The organism is Pseudomonas sp. GP01-A4 (assembly GCF_058780865.1).
This window is the reverse complement of sequence record NZ_JBYSWF010000004.1, coordinates 105103-122152: the sequence shown is the minus strand read 5'-3', so window position 1 is coordinate 122152 and position 17050 is coordinate 105103. Positions and strand designations below refer to the sequence as shown.

The window sequence follows — 17050 nt, the reverse complement described above, 5'->3', positions numbered from 1 at the left end:
GGCGTTTGTCATTTGGATACTGAAAAATCTGGAGGCAGGGGGACATCCGCCGTACGTAAGCGCTCCTAAACCTCATCTACAAATAATCCCCAGGCCAGCCAATGCTGTGCACCAATTTCTTTCTGGAGCCAGCCGTTATGATGCGCCCCGACGCAAAAGTCGAAAAAGTCTACCTCTACCCCAAAAGCCGGTGGATTTTCGGAAATGCATCGACGGCCTGGTCGCCCTGGTCGAGCTGGACATCAAAGTAGCTGTGTTCGACCCGGTACTGTTCGTCTGTCTCAACAAGTCACGTAACCGGGTGAAACTTTTGTAGTGGGAGCGCGACGGCTTCTGTTTGTGGCTCAAGCGCCTTGATGAGCGGTTCAAAACATCACCAGACGATCAAGAGGAAGTCCATCGTACTAAAGGTTCAGAAACTGAACTGGCTGCTGGATGGATGACCTCTGGCGCAACCGCCCACCAGGTTTTGACGCCGCGTTTCGTGACCTGGGCCGGAATAATCCACGGCATGATTTCCGTGCCCGAAACCTTTCCAGACGACCCTATTTTGCTGAAGCAGCTTCTGCTGTCGCTGCATGAGCAGATGTCTTCGAAGGACAAGGAAATAACCGCCAAGGACGGGCAGATCGAGCACCTGCGCGAACAAAATGCGCTGTTGATCCGAAAGCGCTCCATAAACCCGTCGTACCGTCTTGATGGTGTGTTGCTCAAAGCCTTCGATGGCTTCTTGGTATGCCGGATAGGTGGTCTATGCATTGTCAGTCGCGCCTCCAGACAGTTTGTCTAGGCGCTTGTGCCGTGAGGCCTTTGGCCGCATCAGCACAGCCGGGGTGAGTGCTCTGAAGGTGGTACCTCAGTTGGTCGCTCTTGAGGCGCTGCAGTGGATGACATGTAGGCCTGGCTTCAGAATTAGATGATATGGAATCAATGGCACTGATCTTGGATTCATAAAATTATGAATATTGCTGCATTCCTTGTCTACGTTAGCACCTGATCTCAAGCTCCTGGGAGCGCTCGCTCTTACCTCTTTACTCTTTTTTTTTTAAAAAAGCAATATAAAACAATAGCTTATGTTTATGCTTGGGCGTGATCCTGATTACTTGGCGCGATATTGGCATTGATGCTTGTACGTCGCGCATCTGTAAGGTTTTTCGATAGCGGGTTGCTGCTCTGAGCGAAACGGACTCTGACCTTTAGGCCGCATAGTTCTAAAGGTTTGGCTCCTCAGTAGGTGAAAATATTTGCTCGCTTATCTTTATTGGCCTGTGTGCATGGTGCTGCAACGGATGCTAATTACCGCTCCCCACGTAGGAGCGGAAACTAAATACCCTCGATATATGAGGGGCAGTTAAATTTAGGGCCGGCAGGCTCATTGAATGGATGGACCTATGCCAAAATACACTGAAGCTGGAACTAGCAACTACCTAGTCATTGACGAACCAGGGCTGAGTAATTTTCGTCTTCATTACAACGAGGCCGGGCAAGGCGAAGCCGTGATCATGCTGCATGGTGGTGGCCCTGGTGCGAGCGGATGGAGCAATTACTACAAGAATATCGAGCCTCTGGCTGATGCTGGTTTTCGAGTGATCTTGCTTGATTGTCCCGGCTTCAATAAAACGGACGAAGTCGTTACCGATACTCAGCGGGGCTTGTTGAATGCTCGTGCGGTCAAGGGGCTCATGGATGGCTTGTCCATCGAGAAAGCTCACTTAGTGGGTAATTCCATGGGTGGAGCTACGGCACTGAATTTTGCGCTCGAATTCCCGGACCGACTTGATCGGTTGGTTCTGATGGGGCCTGCGGGGATGGGTAAGAGCCTGCTTCAGCCGAATCCTCAGGAAGGCCTCAGGCATATGTTTCGACTATACAGTGATCCAACGCCGGCCAACTTTGCTGAGATGTTGAATGTATTCGTATTCGACCCCTCTGCTATTACGGAGGAGTTGCGGCAAGATCGCTGGAATAACATACGTTCTCGTCCTGAACATCTTAAGAATTTTGTTGCGAGTTCTAAGGTGACTCCGGTAACTGCATGGGATGTAGTCGATCAGGTGCACAAGATCCCCAATAAAACTTTGGTCACATGGGGGCGGGACGATCGTTTTGTACCGCTGGACAATGGTCTGAAACTTATCAACTTCATGCCTGATGCACAGTTGCATGTGTTTTCACGTTGTGGTCATTGGGCCCAATGGGAACATGCCGATGCCTTTAATCGGCTGGTGATTGATTTCTTTCGTAACTGAATCTGTCACATAGAGGATGAAAGCCCCGGCTGTGGGTCGGGGATTTTCTTGTGCTTCACGCTTCACATCTCATAAATAGAATAAAAGAGATATATATGTCTAATGGCAATTATCAGGTCAGTCACGCATGCCGTCAGTGGCCTTGCGCAGCATCGCTAAAAATCGAGGGGCTCTCCGCCGCAATCGCCACTCTTATAATTGGCGCTGCCATTCCATTTGGCACCGCCCACGCATTTGAAGTGGAAAACGATGGCGACTTTAGGATTCGCTGGGACAACACCATTAAATATACGGCGGCCTGGCGGATAAGGGATGCAGATCCAAAAATCGCTAATCAGCGTGGCGCTCAGCCTGGAACGGACTTCGGTGATCTTGGGATCAAGAAAGGACTGATCAATAATCGATTTGATATTCTTTCCGAGTTGGACGTTGCCTATGAGGATGTCGGTTTCCGTGTATCGGGTGCTGGCTGGTATGACGATGTTTATGCGGATGGTCGTAACGACTTCCCCAAAGATGGAAACTTGCCAAACACGGTTGCTGCGGCGGCGGGGGGGGCTAATAACAGGCTTCCGAGCGCGTCCAAGAGGGTTATGGGCGAAGATGCAGAAATTGCGGATGCTTTCGTATACGGAAAACGCGAAATTGGCGACCAAACGCTCACACTACGCGCAGGTCGGCATACGCTAATATATGGCGAGTCGCTTTTTCTCGGGGTAAATGGTATTGCTGCCGCGCAAACGCCTGTGGACGCTGTGAAAGCACTTTCCCTACCAAATGTGCAGTTTAAGGAAATTGCCATTCCTGTTAATCAAGTATCCGGTACCTTATCCCTATCTGATAACGTAAGTATTGGTTCCTATCTGCAGTTTCAATGGAAAGAAAGCCGGCTTCCTGGAGTTGGCAGTTATTTCAGTCCTGTGGATTTTGTCGGACCAGGTGGTGATTTACTCATTCATCCATTTGCAGCTATGGCGCCGGATGGGTCACCTTTCGCAACACGGGGAAAAACCTACCACGGTGATGATAACGGTCAGTGGGGTATGCAAGTGAAAATCCAGCATGGTGATGTGGACTACGGGATCTATGCGGCCCAATACGACGACAAGTCACCAATCCCTGTATTAAATATTCCGTCTATCGCTGCCGGTGAAGGCGTTCTGGGGGGCGGCACCTACAACCTCATGTACGCCAAGAATATTAGGGTTTACGGTGCAAGTGCGTCGACTGTGTTCAATGACGTTAACGTTGCAGCTGAAATCTCGACCCGACGAAATGTGCCATTGGTTATTCCAGGTGATGTAATCCTGAATACCTCCGTACCCAATGCTGATAATGATGGAAATGCCCCTTATGCACGTGGTAACTCCCTGCATGTCAATCTTTCGGCTATATCGGTTCATCCAGCTAATCGCCTATGGGATGCGGCCAGCATTGCATCCGAACTTGCCTTCAACCGCCTCCTGAGCGTTACTCACAAACCGTCGCAGACATTCTTCGAGTCGCAAAATACGACTCATACACGTGATGCATTGGCGATGCGTACGGTGCTGCAGATGCAGTATTTTCAAGTCCTTCCATCCGTTGACTTGGAGATACCAATTGGCATCGGTTATGGCATAAGCGGACGGTCTGCGGTAGTGAATCTCAGTCCCGAGCACGGGGGCGATTTTAGCATCGGTGCGAATGCAACAATCGATCATAGCTGGCGGGTTGGGCTTAACTATACGCATTATTATGGAAGTTCTGGTGCTGCTACTTCCAAGAATTCTGTTGGGCCCTATGCATCCTATGATCAATATCACAATGATCGCGATTTTATTGCCTTCTCGGTTCAGCGTACTTTTTAATAATAAGGTGGTGAGTATGATGACTAAAAATATTGTAATCGTCGCAGTATTTTCAATACTGATTCCAGTGGTCGCTTTGGCGGCGGTTTCTCCACGAGAGGCAGAGCAACTTAAAGGCAACCTGACTCCTCTTGGGGCTGAGAGAGCAGGGAATTCGGATGGCTCTATTCCTGAGTGGCGGGGGGGGTACGTTACTCCAATTCCAGGATCTGGCAGTGGTAAGTATCCTGATCCCTTCTCTGAAGAAAAGCCGATTGTAAGCATCACAGAGAAGAACGTGGGTCAGTATGCGGATAAGTTGTCCGATGGGGTTGTCGCGCTGTTGAAAAAGTATCCGAGTTATCGTGTAGATGTTTATCCGACACATCGTACTGCAGGGGCTCCCGTGTGGGTCTATGACAATACGTTCAAAGCGGCTACTCAGGCCAAGCTGACCCCCGACGGCCTCAGCTTCACCGGGGCATGGGGGGCAGTGCCGTTTCCGATTCCACGTAATGGCAACGAAGTGATGTGGAATCATCTCGTCAGGCCCCATCCTGCGTCTGTAGATGTTGATTTTCGTGTTTTTGTTGGGACCCCGGACGGGAAGCGATCCATGGCCTCAAAGGCGGTGATTAATGAGCAGTCTAACTATTACGTGAAAGATGGTAGTGCTGAGCAGTACAATGATGTTTATCAGTTTTATCGATTTAACATCACTGCTCCTAGCTTCAAGGCGGGCGAGCGGGTGCTCGTGCATGAGACTTTGGATATGGATAAGGAGCCACAAGCGTGGCAATACCTTGTTGGACAGCGTCGTGTCCGCCGAGCACCAACACTCAGCTATGACACTCCTGACTTCATGGCATCGGGGGCAAACTACTTCGACGAAATCTACGGTCTGCGTAGCCGTCTAGATCGGTACGACTGGAAGCTCGTTGGCAAGCACGAGATGTATATACCCTACAATAATAATCGGTTTTTTGCAGCTGGCGATGAAAAGGCTTTTGTACCCTTTCACACGAATCCTGACCACGTGCGCTGGGAACTGCACCGTGTTTGGGAGGTGGAGGCCACTCTTGCATCGGGTAAGCGACATGCTGTTCCGAAGCGTCGCTTTTACATCGATGAGGATAGTTGGGCAATTCTCTTGGTGGATGGCTATGATGCCGAGGGCAAGCTGTGGAGAACGTCTCAGGTCATGAACATGATCGTTCCTGAGGCAGAGATGCTCGCAACAAACTTCACCGCTGTTTACAATCTAGAGGCAAATACGCTCGCGGCACTTCAGTACGTAGATACTCTTAAGATTATCCCTCCGCGTAAGACGGGCTACTTCAGCCCCAACGCCATGGCCAGCGATACTGCCCGGTAAATAATGAGATTAGCAAAGTATTCCCGATAGGTGGATTTTCTATCGGGGAGCTTTGGTTTGAGGTCTACACACACCATCATTTTACTATGCGAACTTCTCTGGAAACTTTCGATGATGTCATTTCTATCACGTATTGTATGGGGAAGAGGTGCTATTTTGGCCATAGCCTTTGCATCCTCTATATTGCACGCCAGCAGTGGCTGGGCGGACAGTCTTCTTGAACAGCCTGCCCCAAAGGTAATCGGGGTGCATCCGGTCGTACAGCTAGCTGTCGTAAATGCTGGAACCAGAATTGTTTCAGTTGGTGAGCGTGGAGTTGTATTGTTATCTGATGATCAAGGTAAATCATGGCGTCAGGGATATGTTCCTGTTTCGACAACACTAACACAAGTGACATTCATCGATTCAAAGAATGGATGGGCTGTCGGTCATAGTGGTGTAGTTATCCATACTTCCGATGGTGGTGAGACGTGGGTGAAGCAGCTCGACGGGATCGCGGCCGCGCAGATTGAGTTGGAGGCCGCACGCAGGAGTGCAAACAACTCCGACGAGTCGCAACGGCGTATCAGCGACGCTGAGCGCTTGGTTGCTGAAGGCGCTGATAAGCCATTCTTGGCGGTTCTTTTTTATGATATCCGGAATGGAATGATTTTCGGAGCATATGGGTTGGCTTTCTCCACTTCGGATGGTGGCAAAACCTGGAACTCATTAATGGGGAGCATGCAAGACTCGGATGGTTTCCACGTTTATAGCGCGGTGGCCGTCCAAGGAAAGTTGTACCTGGCGGGAGAGCAGGGGCTTCTTTTACAGTCTAGTGATGGGGGAAAGAGCTTTTCAAGGATCAAGTCGCCGAGTAACGCCACGATATTCGGTATAACTGCATCGCCGTCGGTCATGCTCATATACGGTCTGAAAGGGCGGCTTTACAGAAGCGATGACGGTGGGGGAAATTGGACCTGTATCGAAATGCCCGAGGCCACAATAAGTGCTAGTGTTTATGTGGCCGGCGACACATTTCTATTGGCGAACGAAAGAGGTCAGGTCTTCCGCAGTAAGGACGGCGGACGGACTTTCCTGCAGGTGCCTACGAACAATTTGGTACCTGTTACAGGCCTAGCTTTGGCTACTGATGGTGTAATCGTACATAGCGGTTTGCGCGGAGTTTCCCGTATTACCGAAATGGAACCCAGCGAGGAGTTGGCGCAATGACGGTTATGCATAACATGAGCGAGCATCCGGTAATCCAGAATATAAGTGATTTTGATGCGAGATCGGGATCTTTTTTAGAGCAATTTTTATTTAATAATCGTCTTGTGTTGCTGATTTTTTGCGGTGTGCTAACAGTTCTGCTTGGTTGGCAGGCGACTCGCCTTGAACTCGGAGCGAGTTTCGAGCGGATGATTCCAACTAACCACCCATACATTTCAAACTATCTTGCACACAGGTCCGATCTGGCTGGATTAGGCAATGTCGTTCGGATTGCGGTTGAAAATACCGATGGGACAATTTTTGATGCCGACTATCTTGAGACGGTTCGGAAACTTAATGATGATCTGTTCCTACTCCCTGGTGTTGAACGACCGTACATGAAATCCATTTGGACCCCTTCTACCCGCTGGATGGGGGTCACGGAAGATGGGTTTGAAGGGGGGGCAGTAATTGACGAGGGGTATGATGGCTCGCCTGCATCAATGGAGAGGCTGCGTACCAATATTGAGCGCTCCGGCGAGATTGGCGCGTTGGTGGCAGCTGACTTTCGTTCGAGTATCATACTTTTGCCGCTTCTTGAGCGGGATACGATTTCGGGAGGGCGCTTGGACTACCATGCGTTTTCGGAGAAACTGGAGGCGCTAAGAGCGAAGTATGAGAGCGATACGACCCACATATACATTACCGGTTTTGCAAAGATTGTCGGTGATCTAATTAGTGGCCTGTACCAGGTTATCTCTTTTTTTGCGTTGGCAGTCGTGATTTGTACGATTGTCTTGTTCGCTTATACTCGATGCTGGCGTAGTACAACTCTAGTCGTCTCGTGTTCTCTGATTGCTGTGGTTTGGCTGCTGGGTGCGTTGACCTCTCTGGGCTACGAACTCGATCCGTACTCTGTCCTCGTGCCATTTCTGGTCTTCGCCATTGGTATCAGCCACGGTGCGCAGAAGATGAACGGCATTATGCAAGATATTGGCCGTGGCACACATAAATGGATCGCGGCTCGCTATACCTTTCGCCGATTGATCTTAGCGGGTTTAACAGCCTTGATGGCGGATAGCGTCGGGTTTGCGGTGTTGATGGTGATCGATATTCCCGTCATCCAGGATCTTGCGATCACTGCAAGTCTGGGGATGGCTGCGCTCATCTTCACCAATCTGCTCCTGTTACCCATCCTTCTTTCTTTTACCGGTGTCAGTCTGAGTGCGGCGAAGCGCAGCCTCAGGGCCGAGTTGATGGATCTTTCCGATCCGGAACACAAGAAACATCCTCTCTGGGCTTTTCTCGATCACTTTACCCGGCGTAAATGGGCGCTGCGTGCAATTTGTGCTGGCTTTGTAGTGGGACTGACCGCGTTTTATGTCAGTTTCAGTCTGCAGATCGGTGACCTGGATGGGGGGGCCGCGGAGTTGCGCCAGGATTCGCGATATAACCGTGATAGCGCGTTTATGAAAGCTAATTATTCGGCAAGCAGTGATATCTTCGTCGCAATGGTGAAAACGGCACCAGGAGAGTGTTCGGCATACTCCACTTTGCAGAAGGTGGATGTGCTGGAGTGGGAATTGCAGCAGTTGCAGGGTGTGTCCGCCACCAACTCACTTGCTGCATTTTCGCGCCGTGCAACTGTCGGGATGAACGAGGGAAGTTTCGCCTGGTTTGATGTTCCGCGTTCCCAAGGGATGATCAACGCCGTTTTAATGCGTACGCCGCGTGAACTGTATAGTCAAGCGTGCGATATGCTTTCGGTCTATATCTATCTCGAGGATCACAAAGCCGAGACCTTGCAACGGGTAGTCGCAAAAATAGAGGATTTTGCGCTCCGTAACGATACGGAAACAGTTAAGTTCATCCAGGCGGCAGGAAACTCGGGCATCGAGGCAGCCACTAATATTGTGGTCCGACAAGCCAATGGGCGAATGTTGTTGCTCGTTTATGCTGCCGTTGTAGGGCTCGCTTTTGTGACCTTTGGATCTTGGCGTGCCGTCGTCTGTGCGATCTTGCCCCTACTGTTGACTTCGATGCTTTGTGAAGCACTGATGGTGGCGCTCGGTATTGGTGTCAAGGTCGCCACGCTGCCAGTAATTGCGCTTGGAGTTGGCATTGGCATCGACTATGCCCTGTACGTGCTAACAGTGACGATGGCTCGTCTGAGGCAGGGCATGAGCCTGTCGGAGGCTTACTATCATGCACTGCTATTCACCGGAAAAGTGGTTGTGCTCACTGGTGTTACTCTGGGCTTGGCAGTCGCTACTTGGGGCTTTTCGCCGATCAAGTTCCAGGCCGATATGGGAATACTGCTCGCATTCATGTTCGTGGTGAATATGGTTGGCGCGTTGATTCTCTTGCCCGCTCTTGCGAGGTTTCTGTTGCCGGCAACTGCGTTGGTAAAGAAGAGCTCTAAATTGAGTGCGGCTAGTTAAGGTAAAAGTAGGTTCCAAACAATCACTTGTCTGATTGAGACATGGCCGATGCTGCGAGTTCCTCTTGGCAGCATCGGCCATCATAGTAATTGGAAGACCATCTTGGACGTGTCTCCTTAGAGTTTATTCCGTATCAGTCGCGTCAACTCGGCGTGTAATGCTCTAGTATTCATCGTTTTGGCTGTCTTCGTTTTTTGAGTGTCACGACTGCCGGAGCGGAGTACTCCAAGGTCGATGAAATCATTGAGAAGCAGGGGATAAAAAGAAAAGCTAAGCTGCGTATTCCACAGTACGCTAGCTTGGAATACCTATTGAAAAGCTCCGATCTGATCGCCACGGTACCCGAGGTCCTGATCCAGCCTAATCTCTTTCCTCTTGCTTTAGGTTACTCGGAACACCCGGTGCCGCTACCAAGACTTTCTATCGATCTGTTTTGGCACGCTCGACTTCATCGTGATCCAGCTACTCAATGGCTGCGCAACGTCATCGCAATCCAGTGCGAGCTGCCGAGAATCTGCTCGAACAACTGAATATCCTCCTTGCCAGACAAGCCTGGGAGGCTCCCTAGTTTTGCCGGAGGACACTTGCCCTTACAAGACGTCGGTCGATAGCAGCATATATCAGCTTCAGAATTTGATGAGGCTGGAGTAGAGCCACTGATCTGGGTTTCATAAAATTATGAATTCACCCCCCATTTCTCACCTGCTTTAACGCCTTATAGCGAGCACTGAAGAGCGCTCCTTTATTCATTTTCGTGTAATTCTGAGTAAAAGGTCTTATAGAACATTGGCTTATGTTTCCCTGCGGGAGGGGCTAGCCACTTGGCACGATATTGGCTTTTTTGCGTAGCGTATCTGTAAGGCTTTTTGAATGTGTAGCCACCGCCAAATCTGAAACGGAGAACGACGGTTCGATAGCAGCGGTTGTGGGGCGTGGGTGCAACCGACCATCTGGACTGACCTGGCGGACGATTCGGCGTTGGTCACAGAGGAGATTTTCGGTCCGTGTTGCCACATCCGCCCGTTCGATACCGAGGAAGAAACGATCGAGTTGGCCAACAGCCTGCCCTACGGTCTGGCGTCTGCTATCTGAACCGACAACAGCTCGCGCGCGCTGCGTCGCCGGGCAGGTCGAGGCTGGTGTCGTCTGGGTCAACAGCTGGTTCCTGCGCGACCTGCGTACCGCTTTTGGCGGTAGCAAGCAGTCGGGCATCGACCGTGAAGGCGGGGTGGATTCGCTGGAGTTCTACACCGAAGTGAAAAACATCTGCGTGAAGTTGTGAGGTGCTAATGAACACCCCCCGGAACAGCCCGGAAATCGGTCGCGAAATCATCGCGTCCACCCAACAGGAACAGCACACATGAACCAAGAATTGATTCAGCAGCTCGGCGACGAACTGTACCAGGCCATGCTCAACCGCGAGGCCGTGGCACCGCTGACCAGCCGCCATGATTTGTCTATCGAGGATGCCTACCAGATTTCCCTGCGCATGCTCGAACACCGCCTGGCCGCTGGCGAGAAGATCATCGGCAAGAAGATTGGTGTGACCAGCAAGGCGGTGCAGAACATGCTTAACGTACACCAGCCCGACTTCGGTTACCTGACCGATGCCATGGTGTTCTACAGCGGCGAAGCCATGCCAATCAGCAAGCTGCTGATGCAGCCCAAGGCCGAGGGCGAGATCGCCTTTATCCTCAAGAAAGACCTGATGGGCCCTGGGGTGACCAACGCCGACGTGCTGGCCGCCACCGAGTGTGTGATGCCCTGTTTCGAGATCGTCGATTCGCGCATCCGCGACTGGAAAATTAAGATCGAGGACACCGTGGCGGATAACGCTTCCTGCGGTCTGTTCGTTCTTGGCGACCGGGCGGTCTCGCCACGCCAGGTCGATCTGGTCACCTGCGGCATGGTGGTGGAGAAGAACGGCCATGTCATCAGCACCGGTGCCGGTGCGGCGGCGCTGGGCTCGCCGGTCAATTGCGTGGCCTGGCTGGCCAACACCCTGGGCCGTTTCGGTATTCCCCTGAAAGCCGGTGAAGTGATCCTCTCCGGATCTCTGGTGCCATTGGAGCCGGTCAAGTCCGGCGATGTGATGCGCGTCGATATCGGCGGCATCGGCAGCGCTTCCGTGCGCTTTGTCTGAGGATTTTTCCATGAGCAAGAAACTCAAAGTCGCCATCATCGGTTCCGGCAACATCGGCACCGACCTGATGATCAAGATCCTGCGCAATGGCAATCATCTGGAAATGGGTGCCATGGTCGGTATCGACCCCAACTCGGACGGCCTGGCCCGCGCAGCGCGCATGGGCGTGGCCACCACCCATGAAGGCGTTGAGGGTCTGACCCGTTTGCCGGTGTTCCAGGATATCGACTTCGTCTTCGATGCCACCAGCGCCTCGGCTCACATCAAGAACGACGTGTTCCTGCGTGGCCTCGAGCCTGACCTGCGCATCATCGACCTGACCCCGGCGGCCATTGGCCCCTACTGTGTGCCGGTGGTCAACCTCGAAGCCAATCTGCACGAGACCAACGTCAACATGGTTACCTGCGGCGGCCAGGCGACCATTCCCATGGTCGCCGCCGTCTCCCGCGTAGCCAAGGTGCATTACGCCGAGATCGTCGCCTCGATCAGCAGCAAGTCCGCCGGTCCCGGCACCCGCGCCAACATCGACGAGTTCACCGAGACCACTTCCAAGGCCATCGAAGTGATCGGCGGTGCGCGCAAGGGCAAGGCGATCATCATTATGAACCCGGCCGAGCCGCCGCTGATCATGCGCGACACCGTCTACGTGCTGTCCGACCTCGCCGACCAGGATAAGGTGGCCGCCTCGGTGGAGGAGATGGTGCATGCGGTGCAGGCCTATGTACCGGGCTACCGTCTCAAGCAGCAGGTGCAGTTCGATGTGATCCCCGAATCGGCACCGCTGAACATTCCCGGCCTGGGCAACCTCTCCGGGCTGAAGACCACGGTGTTCCTCGAAATTGAAGGTGCCGGCCACTACCTGCCGGCCTACGCCGGTAACCTCGACATCATGACTTCCGCTGCGCTGGCCACCGCCGAGCGTATGGCCCAGTCGCTGCTCAGTGCCTAAGGAGCACCGCCATGACCTTCAATCCCGGCAAGAAACTCTACATCTCCGACGTGACCCTGCGCGACGGTAGCCACGCCATCCGCCACCAGTACTCGATTAAGAACGTGCAGGACATAGCCCGCGCACTCGACGCGGCCAAGGTGGACTCCATCGAAGTGGCTCACGGCGACGGCCTGCAGGGCTCCAGCTTCAACTACGGCTTTGGTGCCCACACCGACCTGGAGTGGATCGAGGCGGTAGCCGAAGTGATCAGCCATGCCCAAATCGCCACCCTGCTGCTGCCCGGTATTGGCAGCACCCATGACCTGGACAACGCCTACCAGGCGGGCGCGCGTATCGTGCGGGTGGCGACTCACTGCACCGAGGCGGACGTGTCTCGCCAGCATATCGAGCACGCCCGCAAGCTTGGCATGGATACCGTCGGCTTCCTGATGATGAGCCACATGCAAACGCCCAAAGGCCTGGCCGAGCAAGCCAAGCTGATGGAAAGCTACGGTGCCACCTGCCTGTACGTGGTCGACTCCGGCGGTGCCATGAGCATGCAGGATATTCGTGATCGCTTCCGTGCACTCAAGGACGTACTCCAGCCGGAAACCCAGACCGGCATGCACGCCCACCATAATCTGTCTCTCGGCGTAGCCAACTCCATCGTCGCGGTGGAGGAGGGCTGTGATCGCATCGACGCCAGCCTGGCCGGAATGGGTGCCGGTGCCGGTAATGCCCCTCTCGAAGTCTTTATCGCCGCTGCCGAGCGCCTGGGTTGGGAGCACGGCACCGATCTGTATACCCTGATGGACGCCGCCGACGACATCGTCCGGCCATTGCAGGATCGCCCGGTGCGTGTGGATCGCGAAACCCTAGCCCTTGGGTATGCCGGGGTCTACTCCAGCTTCCTGCTCCACTCGGAAGTAGCGGCGGCTAAGTACGGCCTGAAGGCTGTAGACATCCTGGTCGAACTGGGCAAGCGCCGTATGGTTGGTGGCCAGGAGGACATGATCGTCGATGTCGCCCTGGACCTGCTGGCCGCCGGAAAGGGGACACGGGCATGAACCGTACCCTGAGCCGCCAAGAGGTACTGGCCCTGGTCGAGCACATCGAGAAGGCCGAGCTTGAGGTCCACGACATTCCCAAGGTGACCAACGACTATCCGGAGCTGACCTTCGCCGACGCCTACGACGTGCAGTGGGATATCCGCCGGCGTAAGGAGGCCCGCGGCAACAAGATCGTCGGCCTGAAGATGGACCTGACCTCCTGGGCGAAGATGGCGCAGATGGGTGTGGAAACGCCGATATACGGTTTTCTTGCCGATTACTTCAGCATGCCGGACGGTGGCGTGGTGGACTGCTCGAAGCTGATCCACCCGAAGATTGAGGCGGAGATATCCGTGGTCACCAAAGCACCGTTGCAGGGCCCTGGTTGCCATATCAATGACGTGATTGCGGCGATCGACTACGTGATCCCAACGGTGGAAGTGCTCGACTCGCGCTACGAGAACTTCAAGTTCGACCTGACCAGCGTGGTGGCCGATAACGCTTCGTCGACCCGCTTTATTGCCGGAGGCCGGATGGCCTGTCTTGAAGAGGTCGATCTGCGCACCCTTGGTGTGGTGATGGAGAAGAACGGCGAGGTGGTGGAAGTCGGTGCCGGTGCCGCTGTGCTCGGCCATCCGTTGTCCAGCGTGGCGATACTGGCCAACCTGCTGGCCGAGCGTGGTGAGTACATACCGGCGGGTACGTTCATCATGACCGGCGGCATCACTGCGGCAGTGGCAGTGGCACCGGGAGACAATATCAGCGTGCGTTATCAGGGGCTTGGCTCGGTTACCGCGCGCTTCATCTAAAACCTGTGCGGCCGGCCTATGGTCGGCCGCTGACTGTAAGGAATGAGGCCATGCCCATTGCCCAGTTGTATAACCTCGCAGGTCTCCGCGCGAGCAGAAGGGATCCGCGAAGTCAGCGAGGCAATGTCACGCTCGCTGGACACACCCATCGAGCGGGTGCGGGTGATCATCACCGAAATGCCAAAGAACCGCTTCGGCATCGGTGGTGAACCGGCGAGCAAGGTGCGACGCTAGACGTAGCGATGCCACTCATAGTGGGAGGGCCACCGACGAGGTTAATGCCTGAAACTAGGAGATTGACAAAGGATGAGTCGCATAGCGGGTTTCCACTATTCGCCTCCTCCCCCACTGTTCCGGATTTTCCTGACAGGGCGATTGAGGCTAGCCGCAAGTTTAGTGAAGAGTTGTTAGCGCCGCTGCAAGATCATTATGAGCGTGCTGGCAAGTGTTAATAGCGTTTAGGAAGAGGTTTACATGTCCATATGCTTCCCGACCTGGTGCGGCAACTCCTGGTTCACGTCCGAGACCTGCAGCAGGCTGCTGATTTAGCCTACTCCCGCGAGCAGCAAGGTTTGCAGCCCGATTCATTTGTTGCGTTGCTCACTGGTCAGAGCCGTGCTTTGGCCAGACTCCTGTTCGACTATCAGTTACGCCATTATCCGATGGTGGACAAGGAACAGTTTCTGATGTCGCCCGAACAGATGCATATGCTTGATTAGAACATTGAGGCGCGCTTCGACCAACTGCTGTACATGTTGGCTGAGCACCGCGCTACTCTTGACAAGAGACGCAGAAACTTCAATTTCGTACGCAGCCAGTTGCAACTCGGAAAGTTACACGCCAAAAGTGGTGCTGAGTTCTATGTGAGTCGGGCGATTATCGATCTTGACGAACTTACGAGGACGGTAGTAATCAGCCAACACTAAGCGGCTCAGCGATGGTTGAATCGCCCCGGAAATTCGAAAGGCACTATAGGATCGCTTGTCTCCATGCACTGCGCGGCAACCAGCCGTGCAGCCAGGTGCAGGTGCGTCGGGGACACTGCCTCAATGACTGTGTGTGCTCCCAGGGCGTCGTAGGAGCACAAGAGGGCATGGTAGATGTCCCAGGCGTCGATGCCCTGAGGTAGCTGCTTCAACACTGATTGAACCAGCCTGCGTTTGAGCGGCTCGAGCTGCATATCTCCAAGAGCACGCTGTACAGCTACCTACGGCACCGGGGCGTCAAGATCGGCGCATATCAGAAGTGCGCCCGGTCACGCGATCAGCAGCTCACCGCCTTGTCGTCATCGCCGGCAGAGCTGTCCGCCGTCGAGCGGGTGACCACCGTCACGCTGCGCCTGGCAGTGGTGAATAACAGCAAGTTCGTGCGCGGCCGAAAGTGGGCAACGGAGAACATCGAGCGCTATTGCCTGGAGCCCTACTGCGTGAAGCGGCTGGAGGCTGGCCACTACGAGCTGACCATCCCGTATCGGAGCGACGACGAGCTGGACAAGACCGGACATGACCTGCTGACCGAAATCAGCCAGGAAGCCGACATGCGCAACTGTTTTATCGAGGCGGATGCCCGGGAAGAAGGTACGGAGCGGCGATGGTAGGGCTTAAGTGCACTTTCTGTTCCATTGCTCCCAACCCCCTACAAGGGAGCCTTTAGCCGTACCTGCTTGAACCAGTCCACGTGAGGCGAAGCGGCTCCGCCTCAGTTCTGAGGGAGGACAAGCCATGGAATTGCGTCACCTTCGCTGCTTCGTGGTCCTGGCAGAGGAGTTGCACTTTACGCGGGCCGCTGAAAGGCTGCATATCGAGCAATCCCCACTGTCGCGCATCATCAAGGAACTCGAAAACGAAATGGGTGTTCTGTTGTTCGATCGCGACCGACGCGGGACACGCCTGACCCAGGCAGGGACAGTGTTTCTCCAGGATGTGACTCGACTGTTCTTGAGCCTGGACGTGGCCCGTGAAAACGCGAGGGCGGTTTCTTCTGGCTATCTGGGCGTTTTTCGTATAGCTGTCCCGTGCGGCTGCATTGATCCGCGCTTGACCACCTTTCTCGCACGCTGTCGCGAAGAAGATCCGAAAATAGAGATACGTTTGACCGAGGCTCCGCTGGTCGAGCAGTTGCACGGGCTGCGCTCGGGCGCGTTCAATGTGGGGTTTGCATGCACCGCCGATGTAGGGGATGGCGTTGAAGCGGAACCGATCTGGATCGACTCACTGGTTGTGGCCGTATCGACACGACATCCGTTGCTCGTTCACCCGCAGATCCCTCTGGAGGCTCTGCTACGCTATCCATTGGTAATGGCGGATCCGCGTCTTTTCGGACAGTGCAATGGCGAGTTGAACCGATTGCTGCACACTGCGACAAGCAAACCGGGCAACGTCGAGTATGTTGCTTCGATGGACATGATGCTGACGCTGGTCGCAGCAGGTTATGGAGTTGGGTTCGCGAACGCGGCGCGAATCGGAGTTTGCAATCGATCTGACATCGTGACTCGTCCCCTCAAGGCTCCGAACGTCATTCACACCACGTACCTTCTACGACCAAGTGGCTGTACTGATACCTCTCCAGCCCCGCCCCTGGACCGTTTCATTGCGCGTCTACATGCCCAGATGGACGAATGACGGGCGAAGCCCGACGCCTACACCTGCTACGTATTTGGTCTCGATCGTAGGTTCTTCTCTGTCGCTGCCATTAGATCAGCGGCACTACTGTTCAGAGCAGCAGCAATTCTGAGGATTAGCGCCAACGTGGGCATATGCTCCCCACGCTCGATCTTGCCCATGTGCGATCGTTCAATTCCTGCCAAGGACGCCAGCTCTTCTTGAGCTATTCCCAGTTCTGTCCGCGCAGCGCGGATCTCCAGGCCAAAAGCTAACGCGGGCGCGGCTTCGTAGGTGGTCGAGCCGGCGGGACGGCCTCGTTGAACTGTACGCTTCTGCATCGGCAGAAGCGTCGAGTGTCACCGTGATTTAAACCACGTTAAATATAACCCTTGGTATGATGGAAGTTCGTTTTTTAGCCCCGAACTCTTGAGAG

16 protein-coding genes and 2 pseudogenes are annotated in these 17050 nt (G+C 54.1%); 17 read left to right on the top strand and 1 reads right to left on the bottom strand.

Annotated features, from left to right (window positions below; all coding sequences use genetic code 11):
* Positions 1-106 precede the first annotated feature (106 nt).
* The 17 genes and pseudogenes from tnpB (at position 107) to AC3WKX_RS04560 (ending at position 16635) form a co-directional block, all read left to right on the top strand.
* Positions 107-316, top strand: a complete 210-nt coding sequence (gene tnpB, locus AC3WKX_RS04640; protein WP_306418361.1) for an IS66 family insertion sequence element accessory protein TnpB — start codon at positions 107-109, stop codon at positions 314-316.
* 21 nt (positions 317-337) lie between these two features.
* Positions 338-790 carry a hypothetical protein gene (locus AC3WKX_RS04635; protein ID WP_146013700.1) on the top strand — a complete coding sequence of 151 codons (453 nt, stop codon included), beginning with the start codon at positions 338-340 and terminating at the stop codon, positions 788-790.
* A 601-nt stretch (positions 791-1391) separates the two neighbouring features.
* Positions 1392-2249 (top strand): 2-hydroxy-6-oxo-6-phenylhexa-2,4-dienoate hydrolase, encoded by an 858-nt coding sequence (gene bphD / locus AC3WKX_RS04630; protein WP_102604201.1) that lies wholly within the window; start codon positions 1392-1394, stop codon positions 2247-2249.
* 95 nt (positions 2250-2344) lie between these two features.
* A complete protein-coding gene (locus tag AC3WKX_RS04625; RefSeq protein ID WP_102604202.1) occupies positions 2345-4099 on the top strand; it encodes a DUF1302 domain-containing protein in 1755 nt (584 codons plus the stop codon).
* A gap of 16 nt (positions 4100-4115) precedes the next feature.
* A complete protein-coding gene (locus AC3WKX_RS04620) occupies positions 4116-5453 on the top strand; it encodes a DUF1329 domain-containing protein (RefSeq protein ID WP_306418360.1) in 1338 nt (445 codons plus the stop codon).
* Positions 5454-5564: 111 nt separating this feature from the next.
* On the top strand, positions 5565-6662 hold the full coding sequence (locus AC3WKX_RS04615; RefSeq protein WP_102604203.1) for a WD40/YVTN/BNR-like repeat-containing protein: 1098 nt from the start codon (positions 5565-5567) through the stop codon (positions 6660-6662).
* Positions 6659-9082, top strand: coding sequence for an efflux RND transporter permease subunit (locus AC3WKX_RS04610; RefSeq protein WP_102604204.1), 2424 nt, complete (start codon positions 6659-6661; stop codon positions 9080-9082). The genes AC3WKX_RS04615 and AC3WKX_RS04610 overlap by 4 nt, the downstream gene beginning before the upstream one ends.
* A 194-nt stretch (positions 9083-9276) precedes the next feature.
* Positions 9277-9612: a LysR substrate-binding domain-containing protein gene (locus tag AC3WKX_RS04605; RefSeq protein ID WP_158244061.1), complete on the top strand. Its 336-nt coding sequence runs from the start codon at positions 9277-9279 to the stop codon at positions 9610-9612.
* Positions 9613-10009: 397 nt separating this feature from the next.
* Positions 10010-10364, top strand: a pseudogene (locus AC3WKX_RS04600) (aldehyde dehydrogenase family protein); the annotation flags it as partial.
* A 78-nt stretch (positions 10365-10442) separates the two neighbouring features.
* Complete coding sequence (gene dmpE / locus AC3WKX_RS04595) at positions 10443-11225, top strand: 2-oxopent-4-enoate hydratase (protein ID WP_047526713.1); 783 nt, start codon at positions 10443-10445, stop codon at positions 11223-11225.
* Positions 11226-11235: 10 nt separating this feature from the next.
* Positions 11236-12174, top strand: a complete 939-nt coding sequence (locus AC3WKX_RS04590; protein ID WP_047526714.1) for an acetaldehyde dehydrogenase (acetylating) — start codon at positions 11236-11238, stop codon at positions 12172-12174.
* Between the two features lie 11 nt (positions 12175-12185).
* Positions 12186-13223 carry a 4-hydroxy-2-oxovalerate aldolase gene (dmpG, locus tag AC3WKX_RS04585; protein ID WP_102604206.1) on the top strand — a complete coding sequence of 346 codons (1038 nt, stop codon included), beginning with the start codon at positions 12186-12188 and terminating at the stop codon, positions 13221-13223.
* Positions 13220-14014, top strand: a complete 795-nt coding sequence (gene dmpH / locus AC3WKX_RS04580) for a 2-oxo-3-hexenedioate decarboxylase (protein ID WP_102604207.1) — start codon at positions 13220-13222, stop codon at positions 14012-14014. Before dmpG ends, dmpH begins: the two co-directional genes overlap by 4 nt.
* Positions 14015-14064: 50 nt before the next feature.
* Positions 14065-14248 (top strand): annotated as a pseudogene (locus AC3WKX_RS04575) (2-hydroxymuconate tautomerase family protein).
* A 248-nt stretch (positions 14249-14496) separates the two neighbouring features.
* Positions 14497-14733 carry a hypothetical protein gene (locus tag AC3WKX_RS04570; RefSeq protein ID WP_102604208.1) on the top strand — a complete coding sequence of 79 codons (237 nt, stop codon included), beginning with the start codon at positions 14497-14499 and terminating at the stop codon, positions 14731-14733.
* Between the two features lie 425 nt (positions 14734-15158).
* Positions 15159-15611 (top strand): transposase, encoded by a 453-nt coding sequence (locus AC3WKX_RS04565; protein ID WP_102604209.1) that lies wholly within the window; start codon positions 15159-15161, stop codon positions 15609-15611.
* Between the two features lie 124 nt (positions 15612-15735).
* Entirely contained in the window at positions 15736-16635 is a 900-nt protein-coding gene (locus AC3WKX_RS04560) for a LysR family transcriptional regulator (protein WP_102604210.1), read from the top strand.
* 26 nt (positions 16636-16661) lie between these two features.
* Here AC3WKX_RS04560 and AC3WKX_RS04555 read toward each other — a convergent pair whose 3' ends face one another.
* Positions 16662-16955, bottom strand: coding sequence for a helix-turn-helix domain-containing protein (locus AC3WKX_RS04555; protein WP_102604211.1), 294 nt, complete (start codon positions 16953-16955; stop codon positions 16662-16664).
* Positions 16956-17050: the final 95 nt, after the last annotated feature.

Coding starts and splice junctions, on each gene's coding strand:
- bphD (WP_102604201.1), top strand. CDS start 1,392: ATGCCAAAATACACTGAAGCTGGAACTAGCAACTACCTAGTCATTGAC.
- AC3WKX_RS04625 (WP_102604202.1), top strand. CDS start 2,345: ATGTCTAATGGCAATTATCAGGTCAGTCACGCATGCCGTCAGTGGCCT.
- AC3WKX_RS04620 (WP_306418360.1), top strand. CDS start 4,116: ATGATGACTAAAAATATTGTAATCGTCGCAGTATTTTCAATACTGATT.
- AC3WKX_RS04615 (WP_102604203.1), top strand. CDS start 5,565: ATGATGTCATTTCTATCACGTATTGTATGGGGAAGAGGTGCTATTTTG.
- AC3WKX_RS04610 (WP_102604204.1), top strand. CDS start 6,659: ATGACGGTTATGCATAACATGAGCGAGCATCCGGTAATCCAGAATATA.
- dmpE (WP_047526713.1), top strand. CDS start 10,443: ATGAACCAAGAATTGATTCAGCAGCTCGGCGACGAACTGTACCAGGCC.
- AC3WKX_RS04590 (WP_047526714.1), top strand. CDS start 11,236: ATGAGCAAGAAACTCAAAGTCGCCATCATCGGTTCCGGCAACATCGGC.
- dmpG (WP_102604206.1), top strand. CDS start 12,186: ATGACCTTCAATCCCGGCAAGAAACTCTACATCTCCGACGTGACCCTG.
- dmpH (WP_102604207.1), top strand. CDS start 13,220: ATGAACCGTACCCTGAGCCGCCAAGAGGTACTGGCCCTGGTCGAGCAC.
- AC3WKX_RS04570 (WP_102604208.1), top strand. CDS start 14,497: ATGCTTCCCGACCTGGTGCGGCAACTCCTGGTTCACGTCCGAGACCTG.
- AC3WKX_RS04560 (WP_102604210.1), top strand. CDS start 15,736: ATGGAATTGCGTCACCTTCGCTGCTTCGTGGTCCTGGCAGAGGAGTTG.
- AC3WKX_RS04555 (WP_102604211.1), bottom strand. CDS start 16,955: ATGCAGAAGCGTACAGTTCAACGAGGCCGTCCCGCCGGCTCGACCACC.